2 protein-coding genes (1 of these 2 only partly in view) are annotated in these 18,752 nt (G+C 72.0%); both read left to right on the forward strand.

Going from position 1 to position 18,752, the window contains the following annotated elements; genetic code table 11:
- The first annotated feature begins 51 nt into the window (after positions 1 to 51).
- A complete protein-coding gene (locus A4E84_RS32725; protein WP_063827587.1) occupies positions 52 to 14,313 on the forward strand; it encodes a non-ribosomal peptide synthetase in 14,262 nt (4,753 codons plus the stop codon).
- Positions 14,310 to 18,752, forward strand: the beginning of a protein-coding gene (locus tag A4E84_RS32730) for a non-ribosomal peptide synthetase (protein WP_062930003.1). 13,014 nt of this gene lie beyond the right edge of the window; 4,443 of the gene's 17,457 nt are visible here — the first part of the coding sequence; the start codon lies at positions 14,310 to 14,312; its stop codon lies beyond the right edge, outside the window. The genes A4E84_RS32725 and A4E84_RS32730 overlap by 4 nt, the downstream gene beginning before the upstream one ends.

Raw genomic sequence — 18,752 nt, forward strand, 5'->3', positions numbered from 1 at the left:
GGGCACCGGCGCGCACGTCCCGAACGAGCCGGAGAAAGGGCGGATGTGAGCATGTCCAAGGACGGAGCCCCGCGTTACCGGGCGTCATCGGCGCAGCTGGGCATCTGGGTCGCACAGCAGCTGCAGCCCGGCAGCCCGCTATACAACTGCGGCGTGTTCTTCGACATCGACGCGCCGGTGGACTCCGGGCTGCTCGACCGAGCCGTCGTCCGCGCCGTCGAGGACACCGCGGCGCTGCGCGTCCGCTTCGCCGAGGACGACGAGGGCCTGTGGCTGCGGACCGTGCCCGACGCGGCGCCCCCGCGCCACGTCGACCTCAGCGGCGAAGCGGACCCGTACGCCGCCGCCCTCGCCTGGATGCGGGACGATCTGGCCACCCCTGTCGATCCGGCCCGCGACGCCCTCTACGGGCACGCGCTGCTGAGTCTCGCCCCGGACCGCCACATCCTCGCCTTCCGCTACCACCACATCGCCCTCGACGGCTGGGGGCAGATCCTCCACTGCCGCCGGATCGCCGAGCTGTACACGGCGTTCGCCAAGGACGCCGACACGCCCCCCACCCCGTTCGGCACCCTGCACGACCTCCTGGCGGACGACGCCGCCTACCTCGGCTCCCCGGCCCACGACCGGGACGGGGCGTACTGGCGCGACGCCCTCGCCGACCCGCCGGAGCCGCCCCGGCTCGCGGCCGGTTCCGCGCAGCCCGCCCACAGTGAACTGCGCGCCGGGGTCCGGCTGTCCGAGCCGCAGGTCGCCGCCCTCCTCGCGGCGGCCGGCACGGCCCGCACCCGCTGGACCGTCGTCCTGTTAGCCGCCGTCGCCGCCTACCTCCACCGCCTCACCTCGGTGCGGGACGTCGTTCTCGGCTTCCCCGTCGCCGCCCGCACCAGCCGCGCCGCCCTCACCACCCCCGGCATGCTCGCCAACGAAGTGCCGCTGCGGCTGCGCGTGCACCCCGCCGCCAGCTTGGAGGCCCTGGTCGTCCAGGCCGACCGGCAGGTGCGCGACGCCGTCCGGCACCAGCGCTACCGCGGCGAGGACCTCCACCGGGACTTCGGCCGCACCGCGGCGCTCCCGCTCACCGGACCGGTCGTCAACCTCGTCGCCCAGGACCTGTCCATCGACCTCGCGGGCCGCACCGTCATCGCCCGCCAGCTGTCCACCGGACGGGTCAGGGACCTTTCCGTGCACATCAGTGGGGCCCCCGACGGCACCGGCGGCATCCACGTCGACTTCGACGCGCACCCCGACCTGTACGAGGACTCCGAGCTGCTCGCCCACCGCGACCGGTTCCTCGGCTTCCTCACCGGGCTGCTGGAGGGTCCCGCCCTGCCCGTCGGACGGGCCGACGTCCTGGACGCCGAGGACACGCGGCGCGCCCTCGTCGAGTGGAACGACACCGCCCGCGAGGTGCCCAAGACCACCCTGCCCGCCCTGTTCGCCGAGCAGGTGCGGCGCACCCCCACCCGTCCGGCCCTCGACGTCGACGGCACCGTGGTGACGTACGCCGAACTGGACGCACGCGCGGAACGTCTCGCCCGGCGGCTGCGCCGGGCCGGGGCCCGCCCGGAGACATTCGTCGCGGTGGTGCTGCCCCGCTCCGCCGACCTGGTGGTCGCCCTGCTCGCCGTGGTGCGGACCGGTGCCGCCTATGTGCCGGTGGACCCCACCTATCCGGCGGACCGGATCCGCTACGTACTGCAGGACTGCGACCCCGCTCTCGTCGTGACGGACAGCCGGCTCGCCGACCAGGTCCCCGCGCCCGCGTCGCGGCGCCTCGTCGTCGACGACCCCGACACGACCGCCGGCCCGCAGGACTCCGCCGACCGGTCCACCCAGGGGCCGCTGCCGCGGCACCGGGCGTACGTCATCTACACGTCGGGCTCGACGGGCCGGCCCAAGGGCGTGGTGGTGGAGCACCGTTCGCTGGCCGCCTACCTCCAGCGCGCCCGGCAGGAGTACCCGGCCGCCGCCGGGACCTCCCTCCTGCACTCGCCGGTCGCCTTCGACCTGACCGTCACGGCGCTGTACACACCGCTCGTCAGCGGCGGCACCGTCCGCGTCGCCGAACTGGGCGAGGACACCGCGCACACCGGCGAACAACCCACGTTCATGAAGGTCACGCCCAGCCACCTGGAGCTCCTCGACGCCCTGCCCCGCGCCGCGTCGCCGAGCGACACCCTCGTCATCGGCGGCGAGGCCCTGCACGGCGCCGTCCTCGACGCCTGGCGCCGCCGCCACCCCGACGCGGTCGTCTACAACGCGTACGGACCCACCGAGGCCACCGTCAACTGCCTCGACCACCGACTGGAACCGGGCACCCCCGGCTACGACGGCCCCGTGCCCATAGGCCGGCCCTTCGCCAACACGCGCGCCTACGTCCTCGACGGTGCCCTGCGCCCCGTGCCCCCGGGCGTCGCAGGCGAGCTCTACATCGCCGGCACCGGCCTGGCCCGCGGCTACTGGAAACGCCCCGGCCTCACCGCCGAACGCTTCGTCGCCGACCCCCACGCAGACCTCCACGGCGACGCGGGCGCCCGCATGTACCGCACCGGCGACCTCGTCCGCAGGCGCGACGACGGCACCCTCGTCTTCGTCGGCCGGGCCGACGGCCAGGTCAAGATCCGCGGCCACCGCATCGAACTCGGCGAGGTCCAGAACCGGCTGGCCCGGCTCCCCGAGGTCGCCCAGGCCGCCGTCGTCGCCCGCGAGGACCGGTCCGGTGACCTGCGGCTCGTCGGATACGCCGTCCCGTCCGGCGGTGCACACCCCGACTCGCTGCGCGAGCAACTGGCCGACACGCTCCCGGAGTACATGGTCCCGGCCGCGATCGTGCTGCTCGACGCCCTGCCGCTCACCCCGAACGGCAAGCTCGACCGGAAGGCGCTGCCCGCCCCCGAGTACGCCGACGACACCCCCGCCCGCGCCCCCCGCACCCCGCACGAGGAGCTGCTCTGCGAGCTGTTCGCGCGCGTCCTCGGGCTGCCCCAGGTCGGCCCCGACAGCGACTTCTTCGCCCTCGGCGGGCACTCCCTGCTGGCCACCCGCCTGGCCGCCCGGATCCGCGCCGCCTTCCGGGCGGACGTGTCCGTCCGTCAGCTGTTCGACAGCCCCACCCCGGCCGGCCTGGCCCGCCACATCGCGTCGGCGGACGCCGGCGGCGCCGACGACGCCCGGCCCGTCCCCGTCCGCAACCGCCCCGAACGCGTCCCCGCCTCCTACGGGCAGCGCCGCTGGTGGTTCCTGGACCGCCTGGAGGCCCAGGACTCGGCCACCCACAACATCCCCGCCGCCCTCCGGCTCGCCGGCGACCTCGACCGGGACGCACTGCGCGCCGCCCTCGCCGACGTCGTGGCCCGTCACGAGCCGCTGCGCACCCTCCTCACCGAGGACACCGAGGGCCTGCGCCAGACCGTGCTGCCCGCCGGCGCGGCACACCCCCTGCTGCCGGTGCTGCCGGTCGCCCCCGACGAGCTCGACACCGCCCTCGCCGGGGCCGCCCGGGAACGTTTCGACCTGGCCGCCGAACCGCCCCTGCGCGCACGGCTGTTCGCCACGTCCGACACCGAACACGTCCTGCTGCTCGTCGTCCACCATGTCGCCGCCGACGGCTGGTCCATGGAACGCCTCGTCCGTGACCTGGCCACCGCGTATGCCGGCCGCAGGCAGGGCCACGCCCCCGACTGGGCGCCACTGCCGCTCCAGTACGCCGACTACGCCCTGTGGCAGCACGCCCACCTCGGCGAGCCCGGCGACCCCGACAGTCTCGGTGACCGCCAACTCGCGCACTGGCGGCAGGCCCTGGCGGACCTGCCCGACGAACTGCCGATGCCCGGCGACCGCCCCCGCCCCGCCGTGTCCACCGGCGCGGGCGCCCACCACGCCTTCGACGTCCCCGCCGAACTCCACGCACGGGTCACCGCTGTCGCCAGGGCCCACGACGTGAGCGTCTTCATGGTGATGCAGGCCGCCCTGGCCGCCCTGCTGTCCCGGCTCGGCGCCGGTGACGACATCCCGATCGGCTCCCCGATAGCCGGACGCGTCCACGAGGACTTCGAAGAGCTCGTCGGCGTGTTCGTCAACACGCTGGTGCTGCGCACGGACCTGTCCGGCGACCCCACGTTCGCCGAACTGCTGACCCGCGTCCGGGAGACCGATCTCGCCGCATACGCCCACCAGGACCTGCCCTTCGAACGGCTCGTCGGTGCGCTCAACCCGTCCCGGTCGCTGTCCCGCAGCCCTCTGTTCCAGGTGATGCTGGCCTTCCAGAACACCTACCGGCACGACGGTATCGGCGCCCTGCGCCGTCTGTCCGGACTCGACGCCGAGTTGTTGCCCAGCCACACCGGCACCGCCGAGTTCGACCTGTCCTTCGACTTCGGCGAGCGCTTCACCGCCGACGGTTCACCCGCCGGCATGTACGGCGGCCTCGAGTACAGCACCGACCTCTTCACCCCCGGCACCGCCCACCTGCTCGCCGAACGGCTCCTGCGCGTCATCGACCAGGCGTGCGCCGACCCCGCACGCCCCGTCAGCGCCCTCGCCGTGCTGTCGGCGGGTGAGCGTGGGCGGGTGGTGGAGGAGTGGAACGCGACGGGGCGGGTGGTGCCGTCGGTGTCGTTGGCGGATTTGTTCGTGGAGCAGGTGCGGCGGTCGCCGGGGGCGACGGCGGTGGTGTTCGAGGGTGTGTCGTTGTCGTATGCGGAGCTGGATGCGCGCGCGTGTGCGTTGGCGGGGTTGCTGGCGGGGCGTGGTGTGGGTGTGGGTGACCGGGTGGGTGTGATGGTGCCCCGGTCGGTGGAGTTGGTGGTGGCGTTGCTGGCGGTGCACAAGGCCGGTGCTGCGTATGTGCCGGTGGATGTGGGTTATCCGCCCGAGCGGGTCCGGTATGTGTTGGAGGATGCGGTTCCGTCGGTGGTGCTGACGGTGGCGGAGGGTGTGTCGCGGGTGCCGGTGGGGGTGCCGGTGTTGTGTGTGGACGAACCGCTGCCTGGTGATGGGGAGTTCGTGGCGCGTGCTGTGCCCGAGGGGCCTGCTTATGTGATGTACACGTCGGGTTCGACGGGCCGTCCGAAGGGTGTGGTCGTCCCGCACCAGGGCATCGTCAACCGCCTCCTGTGGATGCAGCACACCTACGCGCTCACCCCCGACGACCACGTCCTGCAGAAGACACCCGCCGGCTTCGACGTCTCCGTCTGGGAGTTCTTCTGGCCGCTGATCACCGGCGCCACGCTCGTCGTCGCACGGCCGGACGGCCACCGCGACCCCGTCTACCTGGCGGAACTCATCCAGCACGAGCGCATCACGACCGCACACTTCGTGCCGTCGATGCTGGGTGTCTTCCTGTCCGAGCCCGCCGCTTGCGAGTGCACGACCCTCACCCGGGTGATCTGCAGCGGCGAGGCCCTGCCCGGCGAGCTGCGCGACCGGTTCACCGACACCCTCGACGCGGAACTGCACAACCTCTACGGCCCCACCGAGGCGTCCGTGGACGTCACCTACCACCCCTGCACGCCCGCCGAGCGGGGCACCCAGGCCGTCGCCATCGGCCGTCCGGTGTGGAACACGTCGGTGTTCGTTCTGGACGGTGGTCTGCGGCCGGTGGCGGTGGGTGTGGTGGGGGAGTTGTATCTGGCGGGTGTGCAGTTGGCGCACGGTTATTGGGGTCGTGCGGGGTTGTCGGCGGAGCGGTTCGTGGCGTGTCCGTTGGGGGCGTCGGGGTCGCGGATGTATCGCACGGGTGACCTGGTGCGGTGGACGGCCGGCGGTGAGCTGGTGTTCGTGGGCCGTGTCGATGATCAGGTGAAGGTGCGCGGTCAGCGGGTGGAGCTGGGTGAGGTGCAGGGTGTGGTGTCTTCTGCGCCGGGTGTGGGTCAGTGTGCGGTGGTGGTGCGGGACGAGGGTGCGGGTGATGTGCGTCTGGTGGCGTATGTCGTGCCGTCGGCCGGTGGTGTGGTGGACGCGGGTGTGGTGCGTTCGTGGGTGGGTGAGCGGTTGCCGGAGGGGATGGTGCCTTCGGCGGTGGTGGTGCTGGACGCGTTGCCGGTGTCGGTGAACGGGAAGCTGGATCGTCGTGCTCTGCCTGCGCCGGAGTACCGGGTGGGTTCGGGCCGGTTGCCGCGGGGTCCGCGTGAGGAGATCCTGTGCGGTCTGTTCGCCGAGGTTCTGGGGGTTGCCGATGTCGGAGTCGATGACTCCTTCTTCGATCTGGGTGGTCATTCGCTGCTGGTGACCCGGCTGGTCTCCCGCATCCGCACCGTCCTCGGCGCCGAACTGCCCCTCCAGCGCGTCTTCCGCACGCCGACCGTGGCCGGCGTCGCCGACGCACTGGCGACCGCCGACCGGGCCCGTCCCCCCATGACCGCCCGCCCGCGGCCCAACCGCCTCCCCCTCTCCTACGCGCAGGAACGCCTCTGGTTCCTGCACCGTTTCGAAGGACCCGGCGCCACCTACAACCTGCCCATGGCGCTGCGCCTGTCCGGCCACTTGGACCGGGACGCGCTGCGTGCCGCCCTGGACGACGTCGTGGCCCGCCACGAGCCGCTGCGCACCACGTTCGCCGAGGACGCCGACGGGCCCTACCAGGTGGTCCGGGACGACGCCGCCCTCGACCTGACCCTCGTCACCACGGACACCGAACGGCTCGAGGGCGAACTGGCCGGCGCCGCCCGGCACCCCTTCGACCTCACCGCCGAACCGCCGCTGCGCGTGACCCTCTTCGAGACGGGCGGGGACGAGCACGTTCTGCTGGTCCTCCTCCACCACATCGCTGCCGACGGCTGGAGCCTGCCCGTGCTCGCCGAGGACCTCGCCGCCGCCTACGCGGCGCGGCTCGACGGAGCCGCCCCGGCCTGGCAGCCGCTGCCCGTGCACTACGCCGATTTCGCGGTGTGGCAACGTGAGGTGCTGGGGTCGGGCGACGATCCTCGGTCGCTGCTGGGCGGTCAGCTGGAGTTCTGGCGGCACCGGCTGGCGGGACTGCCGGAGGAACTGGCGCTGCCGGCGGACCGGCCGCGTCCGGCGGTCGCCTCGAACCGGGGCGACCGCCTGGAGTTCGAGGTGCCGGCCGCACTGCACACACGCGTGGCCGAGGTGGCCCGCGAGCACCGGGTCAGTGTGTTCATGGTGATGCAGGCGGCGCTGGCCGCGCTGCTGTCCCGGCTGGGCGCGGGCACGGACGTGCCGATCGGCACCCCGGTGGCCGGACGGGGCGACGAGGCGGTGGAGCGCCTCGTGGGCTGCTTCGTCAACACGCTCGTGCTGCGCACCGACACCTCAGGTGATCCCACCTTCGCCGAGCTCCTGGACCGCGTCCGCGAGGCCGACCTGGCCGCCTACGCCCACCAGGACCTGCCCTTCGAACGACTCGTGGAGGAGCTCAAACCCGAACGCTCCCTCGCCCGCCACCCCCTCTTCCAGGTGGTCCTCACCTTCGACGCCGACGGGCCGGCCCACGAGCGGATCGGTACGGCCATGCCCGGCCTCACCGTCACGGAACACGGTGCGGCGACCGGCTCCGCCAAATTCGACCTCGTCCTCGGCTTCGCCGAGCGGCGCACGCCCGACGGCGACCCCGACGGCCTGCGCGCCGCCCTGGTCTTCGCCACCGACCTGTTCGACGAAGCCACCGCCCGCTCCCTGACGACCCGCCTCCTGAGCCTGCTCCACGCGGTCGCCGAACGACCCGGGCTGCCCCTGCACGCCATCGACGTGCTGCTGGCTGAGGAGCGTGTGCTTGTGGCTGGTGGGTTGGGTGGTGGGGGTGTGCGGTCGACGGTGCCGGCGTTGTTCGAGGCGCGGGTGGCTGAGGGGCCGGAGCGTACGGCGGTGGTGTTCGGTGGTGAGGCGCTGTCGTACGGGGAGTTGGATGCGCGGGCTGAGCGGTTGGCGCATGTGTTGCTGGGTCGGGGAGTGGGGCCTGGTGATTTCGTGGCGTTGGCGTTGCCGCGGTCTGCGGATCTGGTGGTGGCGATTCTTGGTGTGTTGAAGGCGGGTGCGGCGTATGTGCCGGTGGATCCGGCGTATCCCGCGGACCGTATCGCGTTCACGGTGCGGGACTGCCGGCCGAAGCTGCTGGTGACGGCGGCTGGGGTTGTGGAGCGGCTCGGGTCCTTCGGTGGTGCTGTGTTGGTGCTGGATGATCCGGTGGTGGTGGGGGAGCTGGCGGGGATGCCGGTTTCTGGTTCTGCCGGGTGTCGGGGTGGGTTGGTGCCGGAGCATGCGGCGTATGTGATCTATACGTCGGGTTCGACGGGGCGTCCCAAGGGTGTGGTGGTGGCGCATCAGAACGTGGTGCGGTTGTTCACCGCGACGGACGGCTGGTTCGGTTTCGGGCCGGATGACGTGTGGACGTTGTTCCACTCTTTCGCGTTCGACTTCTCGGTGTGGGAGTTGTGGGGCGCGTTGTTGTATGGCGGGCGGCTGGTGGTCGTGCCGCATGATGTGAGCCGTTCTCCGGCTGATTTCCTGGACTTGCTGGTGCGGGAGCGGGTGACGGTGCTGAATCAGACGCCGTCGGCGTTCCATCAGCTGAGTCAGGTGGATGCGGAGCGGCCGGGTGCCGATCTGGCGTTGCGGTATGTGGTGTTCGGTGGTGAGGCGCTGGAGCCGTCTCGTCTGGCGGACTGGTTCGCGCGTCATGGTGATCGTGCGCCGGTGCTGGTGAACATGTACGGGATCACCGAGACGACCGTGCATGTGACGTATCTGCCGATGGGTGGGGAGCTGGCGGCGGGGCAGTCGCGGAGTCTGATCGGTGAGGGCATCCCGGATCTGCGGGTGTATGTGCTGGATGAGTGGTTGCGTCCGGTGCCGTTCGGGGTGCTGGGGGAGATGTATGTCGGTGGTCGTGCTCCGGCGACGGGGTATCTGGATCGTGCGGGGCTGACGTCGGAGCGGTTCGTCGCGGATCCGTTCGCGGGCGACGGTACGCGGATGTATCGCACCGGTGACCTGGCACGCCGTCTGCGGGACGGCGGGCTGGAGTATCTCGGGCGAGCGGACCACCAGGTCAAGATCCGCGGCTTCCGCATCGAACTCGGCGAGATCGAAGCGACTCTCGTGGCGCATCCGGCGGTCGCCGGCTCGGCCGTCGTCGTCCATGAGGACCGGCCCGGTGACAAGCGGCTCGTCGCCTACGTCGTCCCGGCGGACGGCGCACCGGACCACCGCGCGCTCCGGGAGCACGCTGCGGCCGAACTGCCCGAGTACATGGTGCCGTCCCAGTTCGTCACCCTGGACGCGCTGCCGCTCACCCCCAACGGCAAGCTGGACCGCAAGGCGCTGCCCGCTCCCGACCCGATCAGCGCAGCGAGCGAGGGACGTGCCCCGCGCACAGCGCGCGAAGAGATCCTGTGCAGTCTGTTCGCCGACGTCCTGGGCGTCGCGCAGGTCACCGTGGACGACGACTTCTTCGCCCTCGGCGGGCACTCGCTCCTCGCGACCCGGCTCATCGGCCGCATCCGTGCCGCCCTCGGCGCCGAACTGTCCGTACGCGCCCTGTTCGAGGCGCCCACGGTGGCCGAACTGGCCGGGCGGTTCGTTACGGCCGACGCGGCGCGCACTGCGCTGACCCGTGCCGAGCCCCGGCCGGAGCGCATTCCCCTGTCGTACGCGCAGCAGCGGCTGTGGTTCCTCCAGCACCTCCAGGGACCCAGCCCGGCCTACAACATCCCGGCCGCGCTCCGGCTGTCCGGCGACCTCGACCGCGACGCTCTGGGCGCGGCCCTGCGTGACCTCGTCACCCGGCACGAGTCGCTGCGCACCGTCTTCGCCGAGGACGACGAAGGACCCCGCCAGCAGATCCTGCACCCGGCCGAGGCCCTGCCCGGCCTGCCCGTCGAGGACGTCACCGAGGACCGGCTGGACGCCGTGCTCGCCGACGCCGCGCGCACCGGTCTCGACCTCACCGCCGACGCACCGCTGCGCGCCCGGCTGTACGCGGTCGGCCCGCGCGAGCACGTGCTGATGCTGGTGATCCACCACGCCGCCACCGACGGCTGGTCGCTCCAGCCGCTGGCCCGCGACCTCGTCACCGCCTATGCCGCCCGCGCCGATGGCCGGGCACCCCACTGGGCGCCGCTGCCCGTCCAGTACGCCGACTACAGCCTGTGGCAGCACACACACCTCGGCTCCGAGGACGACCCGGACTCCGCGATCTCGCGCCAACTGGCCCACTGGTCCGAGGCGCTCGCCGGGCTGCCGGCCGAACTCACCCTGCCCACCGACCACCCGCGGCCCCTGGTCGCGTCCGAGGACGGTGACGAGGTCGCCTTCGAGGTGCCCGCACAGGTCCACGAGGGGCTGCTGCGGCTCGCCCACAGCAGCAGAGCCAGCCTCTTCATGGTCGTGCAGACCGCACTCGCCGCACTCCTGACGCGACTCGGCGCGGGCCACGACATCCCCATCGGCACCCCCGTCGCCGGCCGGAACGACGAGGCACTCGAGGACCTGATCGGCTTCTTCGTCAACACCCTCGTCCTGCGCACCGACACCTCAGGCAACCCTGCCTTCACCGAACTGCTGGACCGGGTGCGCACCACCGACCTGGCGGCCTACGACCACCAGGACGTCCCCTTCGAGCGCCTCGTCGACGCGCTCAACCCCGAGCGGTCCCTGGGCCGCCACCCCCTGTTCCAGGTGTCCCTCACCGTCGACGGCTCCGACCGGCAGGACGCGCTGGACACCGTCGGACAGCTGCCCGGGCTCACCGTGACCGGACACCCCGTCAGCACCCGCGCCGCGAAGTTCGACCTCTCCTTCGTCGTGGAGGAACGGCACGGGGACGGCGGCGCACCCACCGGCCTGCGCGGCACCGTGGAATTCCGCACCGACCTCTTCGACCGGCACACCGCCGACGCGATCGCCACGCGGTTCGTCCGCGTCCTGACCGCCGTCGCCGAGCGGCCATCGGCGCGCATCGGCGAGGTGGATGTCCTGCTGGCTGAGGAGCGTGTGCTTGTGGCTGGTGGGTTGGGTGGTGGGGGTGTGCGGTCGACGGTGCCGGCGTTGTTCGAGGCGCGGGTGGCTGAGGGGCCGGAGCGTACGGCGGTGGTGTTCGGTGGTGAGGCGCTGTCGTACGGGGAGTTGGATGCGCGGGCTGAGCGGTTGGCGCATGTGTTGCTGGGTCGGGGAGTGGGGCCTGGTGATTTCGTGGCGTTGGCGTTGCCGCGGTCTGCGGATCTGGTGGTGGCGATTCTTGGTGTGTTGAAGGCGGGTGCGGCGTATGTGCCGGTGGATCCGGCGTATCCCGCGGACCGTATCGCGTTCACGGTGCGGGACTGCCGGCCGAAGCTGCTGGTGACGGCGGCTGGGGTTGTGGAGCGGCTCGGGTCCTTCGGTGGTGCTGTGTTGGTGCTGGATGATCCGGTGGTGGTGGGGGAGCTGGCGGGGATGCCGGTTTCTGGTTCTGCCGGGTGTCGGGGTGGGTTGGTGCCGGAGCATGCGGCGTATGTGATCTATACGTCGGGTTCGACGGGGCGTCCCAAGGGTGTGGTGGTGGCGCATCAGAACGTGGTGCGGTTGTTCACCGCGACGGACGGCTGGTTCGGTTTCGGGCCGGATGACGTGTGGACGTTGTTCCACTCTTTCGCGTTCGACTTCTCGGTGTGGGAGTTGTGGGGCGCGTTGTTGTATGGCGGGCGGCTGGTGGTCGTGCCGCATGATGTGAGCCGTTCTCCGGCTGATTTCCTGGACTTGCTGGTGCGGGAGCGGGTGACGGTGCTGAATCAGACGCCGTCGGCGTTCCATCAGCTGAGTCAGGTGGATGCGGAGCGGCCGGGTGCCGATCTGGCGTTGCGGTATGTGGTGTTCGGTGGTGAGGCGCTGGAGCCGTCTCGTCTGGCGGACTGGTTCGCGCGTCATGGTGATCGTGCGCCGGTGCTGGTGAACATGTACGGGATCACCGAGACGACCGTGCATGTGACGTATCTGCCGATGGGTGGGGAGCTGGCGGCGGGGCAGTCGCGGAGTCTGATCGGTGAGGGCATCCCGGATCTGCGGGTGTATGTGCTGGATGAGTGGTTGCGTCCGGTGCCGTTCGGGGTGCTGGGGGAGATGTATGTCGGTGGTCGTGCTCCGGCGACGGGGTATCTGGATCGTGCGGGGCTGACGTCGGAGCGGTTCGTCGCGGATCCGTTCGCGGGCGACGGTACGCGGATGTATCGCACCGGTGACCTGGCACGCCGTCTGCGGGACGGCGGGCTGGAGTATCTCGGGCGAGCGGACCACCAGGTCAAGATCCGCGGCTTCCGCATCGAACTCGGCGAGATCGAAGCGACATTGGCCCGTCATCCCGACGTCGGCCAATGTGCCGTCGTGGTCCGCGAGGACCGGCCCGGTGACAAGCGGCTCGTCGCCTACGCCGTGCCGGCCGCCGGCGCCACCGCCCTCCCGGACACCGCCGATCTGCGCGAACACCTCGCGCAGGACCTGCCCGACTACATGGTGCCCCTGGCGATCGTGCCGTTGGACACCCTGCCGCTCACCCCCAACGGCAAGATCGACCAACGGGCGCTGCCCCGACCGGTGTACGGCGACGAGACCCGACGCCGCGGCCCCCGCACAGCACGCGAGGAGGCCCTGTGCGCGCTGTTCGGCGAGGTCCTCGGGCAGGACGAGCTCGGCATCGACGAAGGCTTCTTCGCTCTCGGCGGTGACAGCATCATGGCCATCCAGTTGGTCAGCCGGGCCCGGCGCGCCGGTCTCGAACTGACCGTCCGTGAGGTGTTCGAGCATCAGACGGTCGCGGCGCTCGCCCACACCGTGCGCGAGGCCGGCGGACACACCGGCGGTCGGGTCGACGAACCCGGTGGAACCGGCCCCGTGCCGCTCCTGCCGATCACCCACTGGCTTGCCGAACTTGCCGGGCCCGTCGACCACTTCAGCCAGTCCCAGCTGATCCGCACCCCCGCCGGGGCCGACCGCGAGCGGCTGGAGCGGGCACTCCAGGCGGTCCTGGACCACCATGACGCGCTCCGCTTGACGCTCCACACCGACGTCACCGGTGCGGGGGCGGCCGGCTGGCGGCTGGAGATCCCCGACGGTCCCGGGCCGCGCGCCGCGGACGTCCTCCACCGGGTCGACGTGTCCCGCCTCGACGACGAGGAAGTGCGCAGGACCGTACTGAGCGAGGGCACCGCGGCGCGCACCCGGCTCGCCCCCCGTGACGGCAGGATGGTGCAGGCCGTCTGGTTCGACGCGGGACCCGACCGGCAGGGACGGCTGCTGCTGGCCGTGCACCACCTCGCCGTCGACGGAGTGTCTTGGCGCATCCTCCTGCCCGACCTCGCCGAGGCCTGGCGGGCGGACGCCGCGGGCGAGGCACCGCAGCTCCAGCCCGTGGGCACCTCGCTGCGCGGCTGGGCGACACGGCTGGCCGAACTGGCCGCCACCCGGCCCGATACCGAACTCGCCCGGTGGGAGGCCGTCCTCGACACCCCCGACCCGCCGGCCGGCCTCCCGGCCCCCGACCCGGCCCGCGACACCTACGCGACCGCCGGGCACCTGACCCTGACCCTGCCACCGGACGTCACCTCGGCCGTCCTGGGCGCCGTCCCCGCCGCGTTCCGGGCCGGCCCCGACGAGGTGCTGCTGGCCGCGTTCACCCTGGCCCTCGCGGAGTGGCAGCAGCGGGCGGGGGACATCCTCGTCGACGTCGAAGGACACGGCCGCGAGGAGGAGTTCGCCGGCGGCGCCGATCTGTCGCGGACCGTCGGCTGGTTCACCGCCCTGTACCCCGTGCGTCTCGGTACCGGTTCGCTGGACCGGGCCGACGCCTGGGCCGCGGGACCGGCCGCCGGTGCCCTGGTGAAACAGGTCAAGGAACAACTGCGGGCGGTCCCCGACCGGGGCATGGGCTACGGCCTGGCCCGCTATCTGGACCCGCGTACGGCGCAGCGGCTCGCCGCCCGGCCCCGCCCCCGGATCGGGTTCAACTACCTGGGCCGCTACACGGTGGGCTCCGGCCAGGACGCCGCCGACTGGACCGTGGTGGTCGGCGCGGACACCGGATCCGACCACGATCCGGGCATGCCGCTGCCGCACGCCGTGGAAGTGAACGCGGCCACCCGCGACACCGCCCACGGCCCGGAGCTGGTGGCCGTGTGGACCTGGGCGGCCGAACTGCTGACCAAGGACCGGGCCGAGGAGCTCGCCCGGCTGTGGTTCGGGGCCCTCGAAACCCTGGCCGCACACGCCGAACGCCCCGACGCCGGCGGACTGACTCCGTCCGACGTGGCGCTGTCGTCCATCGACCAGCGCGAGATCGACGAGTTCGAAGACGAGCTGACGCAGGAGTGGGAGACACACACATGAGCCGACAGCCGAAGGCCATCGAGGACATTCTGCCGCTCTCCCCGTTGCAGGAGGGGCTCCTCTTCCACAGCGTCTACGACCGCTCCGGCGACGACGTCTACACCGCGCAGTCCGTGTTCGAACTGACCGACCACGGCGGCGCCGCCCCCCTCGACACGGACGCCCTGCGCGCGGCCGTCGCCGGGCTGCTGAGCCGGCACGCCGCGTTGCGCGCCTGCTTCCGCGAGCGCAAGAGCGGCGAATGGGCGCAGCTCGTGCTGCGCCACGTCGAGCCCGACTGGCGGGAGATCGACCTCAGTGGCCTGCCCGAGGCCGAGCGCGCGGCCGAGGCGGACCGCATCGTCACCGAGGACCGCACCCGCCGCTTCGACCTGTCCCGGCCGCCGCTGATGCGCTGCACGCTGCTGCGGCTCGGCGGCGGTGTTTACCGCTTCCTGCTCACCAGCCACCACCTGCTGTACGACGGCTGGTCGCAGCCGCTGCTCGCCCGTGACCTGTTCGCGCTGTACGAGAACGGCGGCGACACCGACGCGCTGGCGCCCGTGCGCCCGTACCGCGACTACCTGACCTGGCTCGCCGCGCAGGACCGCGAAGCGGCCCTGCGCGCCTGGGACGGCGCCCTCGCCGACATCGACGAGGCGACCCTCGTCGCGCCCGGCGCCGACCGGTCACCCGTCGTCCCCGACGAGCTGCTGACGGAGCTCGACGAGGAGGACACCGCCGCCCTGCTCCGCTGGGCGCGGGACAACGGCCTCACCCTCAGCACCGTCGTGCAGGGCGCGTGGGCTCTCGTCCTCGCCTCCGTCACCGGCCGGGACGACGTCGTGACCGGCCTCACCGTCAACGGCCGGCCGCCCGAGGTCGCCGGTGTCGAGTCGATGGTCGGCCTGTTCATCAACACCGTGCCTCTGCGGCACCGTGTCCGCCGCGGCGAGACCCTTACGGCGATGCTGCGGCGCCTCCAGGACGAGCAGACCCTGCTGCTGCCCCACCAGCACCTCGGGCTCTCCGAGATCCAGCGCCGGTCCGGCGTCACCGGCGAACTCTTCGACACGCTCTGCGTCTTTCAGAACTACCCCTCCAGCGGGGCGGCCCGCCGCGGCGCCGCCGACACCCGCTCACTGCCCGTCACCCGGATCGCCAGCCGGGACGCCACCCACTACCCGCTCGCCCTGATCACCGCTCCCGGAGACCGGCTCGGCTTCCGGCTCGACTACCGCTCCGACACCCTCGCGCACGACACGGCCCGAGCCGTTCTCGACCGGCTGCGCCGCGTCCTCGATGCCCTGGTCCGCGACCCCGACCAGCCGGTGGCCTCCGTGGAGCTGCTGTCGGCGGGTGAGCGTGGGCGGGTGGTGGAGGAGTGGAACGCGACGGGGCGGGTGGTGCCGTCGGTGTCGTTGGCGGATTTGTTCGTGGAGCAGGTGCGGCGGTCGCCGGGGGCGACGGCGGTGGTGTTCGAGGGTGTGTCGTTGTCGTATGCGGAGCTGGATGCGCGCGCGTGTGCGTTGGCGGGGTTGCTGGCGGGGCGTGGTGTGGGTGTGGGTGACCGGGTGGGTGTGATGGTGCCCCGGTCGGTGGAGTTGGTGGTGGCGTTGCTGGCGGTGCACAAGGCCGGTGCTGCGTATGTGCCGGTGGATGTGGGTTATCCGCCCGAGCGGGTCCGGTATGTGTTGGAGGATGCGGTTCCGTCGGTGGTGCTGACGGTGGCGGAGGGTGTGTCGCGGGTGCCGGTGGGGGTGCCGGTGTTGTGTGTGGACGAACCGCTGCCTGGTGATGGGGAGTTCGTGGCGCGTGCTGTGCCCGAGGGGCCTGCTTATGTGATGTACACGTCGGGTTCGACGGGCCGTCCGAAGGGTGTGGTCGTCCCGCACCAGGGCATCGTCAACCGCCTCCTGTGGCTCCAGTCCGTGGACCCCCTGACTCCCGACGACCGACTGCTCCAGAAGACGCCCATCGGCTTCGACGTCTCCGTACCCGAGTTCTTCTGGCCGCTGATCACCGGCGCCACGCTCGTCATGGCCCGCCCCGACGGCCACCGCGACCCCGCGTACCTCGCCGACGTGATCCGGCAGGAGCGGATCACCAGCGTGCACTTCGTGCCGTCGATGCTGGGTGTCTTCCTGTCCGAGCCCGCCGCTTGCGAGTGCACGACCCTCACCCGGGTCTTCTGCAGCGGCGAGGCCCTGCCCGGCGAGCTGCGCGACCGGTTCGCCGACACCCTCGGCATTCGCCTGCACAACCTCTACGGGCCGACGGAAGCCTCCATCGAGGTCACCCACTACCAGTGCGGCGACGAGCGAGGCCCCGTCCCCGTGCCCATGGGCCGTCCGGTGTGGAACACGTCGGTGTTCGTTCTGGACGGTGGTCTGCGGCCGGTGGCGGTGGGTGTGGTGGGGGAGTTGTATCTGGCGGGTGTGCAGTTGGCGCACGGTTATTGGGGTCGTGCGGGGTTGTCGGCGGAGCGGTTCGTGGCGTGTCCGTTGGGGGCGTCGGGGTCGCGGATGTATCGCACGGGTGACCTGGTGCGGTGGACGGCCGGCGGTGAGCTGGTGTTCGTGGGCCGTGTCGATGATCAGGTGAAGGTGCGCGGTCAGCGGGTGGAGCTGGGTGAGGTGCAGGGTGTGGTGTCTTCTGCGCCGGGTGTGGGTCAGTGTGCGGTGGTGGTGCGGGACGAGGGTGCGGGTGATGTGCGTCTGGTGGCGTATGTCGTGCCGTCGGCCGGTGGTGTGGTGGACGCGGGTGTGGTGCGTTCGTGGGTGGGTGAGCGGTTGCCGGAGGGGATGGTGCCTTCGGCGGTGGTGGTGCTGGACGCGTTGCCGGTGTCGGTGAACGGGAAGCTGGATCGTCGTGCTCTGCCTGCGCCGGAGTACCGGGTGGGTTCGGGCCGGTTGCCGCGGGGTCCGCGTGAGGAGATCCTGTGCGGTCTGTTCGCCGAGGTTCTGGGGGTTGCCGATGTCGGAGTCGATGACTCCTTCTTCGATCTGGGTGGTCATTCGCTGCTGGTGACCCGGCTGGTCTCCCGCATCCGCACCGTCCTCGGCGCCGAACTCTCCATCAAGCAGGTCTTCGAGACCACCACCGTCGCGGAGCTGGCCGCGCTGCTCGACACCGCCGCCACGGCCCGCACCTCCGTCACACCGGCCCGGCCCCGGCCCGCCCGGGTGCCGCTGTCCCTGGCGCAGGAACGCCTCTGGTTCCTGCACCGTTTCGAGGGACCCGGCGCCACCTACAACCTGCCCATGGCGCTGCGCCTGTCCGGCCACTTGGACCGGGACGCGCTGCGTGCCGCCCTGGACGACGTCGTGGCCCGCCACGAGCCGCTGCGCACCACGTTCGCCGAGGACGCCGACGGGCCCTACCAGGTGGTCCGGGACGACGCCGCCCTCGACCTGACCCTCGTCACCACGGACACCGAACGGCTCGAGGGCGAACTGGCCGGCGCCGCCCGGCACCCCTTCGACCTCACCGGCGACATCCCCGCCCGCGCCTGGCTGTTCCGGGTGGCGGACGACGACCACGTCCTGCTCTTCCTCGTGCACCACATAGCGGCCGACGGCTGGTCCGTGCGCGTCCTCGCCGAGGACCTGGCCACCGCCTACTCCGCCCGCCGCACGGGCACGGCGCCCCCATGGCCGGAACTCCCGCTCGACTACGCCGATTTCGCGGTGTGGCAACGTGAGGTGCTGGGCTCGGGCGACGATCCTCGGTCGCTGCTGGGCGGTCAGCTGGAGTTCTGGCGGCACCGGCTGGCGGGACTGCCGGAGGAACTGGCGCTGCCGGCGGACCGGCCGCGTCCGGCGGTCGCCTCGAACCGGGGCGACCGCCTGGAGTTCGAGGTGCCGGCCGCACTGCACACACGCGTGGCCGAGGTGGCCCGCGAGCACCGGGTCAGTGTGTTCATGGTGATGCAGGCGGCGCTGGCCGCGCTGCTGTCCCGGCTGGGCGCGGGCACGGACGTGCCGATCGGCACCCCGGTGGCCGGACGGGGCGACGAGGCGGTGGAGCGCCTCGTGGGCTGCTTCGTCAACACGCTCGTGCTGCGCACCGACACCTCAGGTGATCCCACCTTCGCCGAGCTCCTGGACCGCGTCCGCGAGGCCGACCTGGCCGCCTACGCCCACCAGGACCTGCCCTTCGAACGACTCGTGGAGGAGCTCAAACCCGAACGCTCCCTCGCCCGCCACCCCCTCTTCCAGGTCATGCTGGCCTCCGCCGACGGCACCGGCGAGGCCACGGCAGGGCTGCCCGGCGTGACCGCGCGGCCCCTCACCGTCGGCACACACACCGCGCAGTTCGACCTGTACCTCACGTTCCGTGAGCGGCGCGGGGGCGACGGCGCCCTGGGTATCGGCTGCTCACTGGAGTTCGCCACCGACCTGTTCGATGCGGACACCGCCCGCCTGCTCGCGGACCGGCTCGTACGCCTCATGGACGCC

The sequence above is a fragment of the Streptomyces qaidamensis genome, assembly GCF_001611795.1.
In the GTDB taxonomy this organism is placed as follows: domain Bacteria; phylum Actinomycetota; class Actinomycetes; order Streptomycetales; family Streptomycetaceae; genus Streptomyces; species Streptomyces qaidamensis.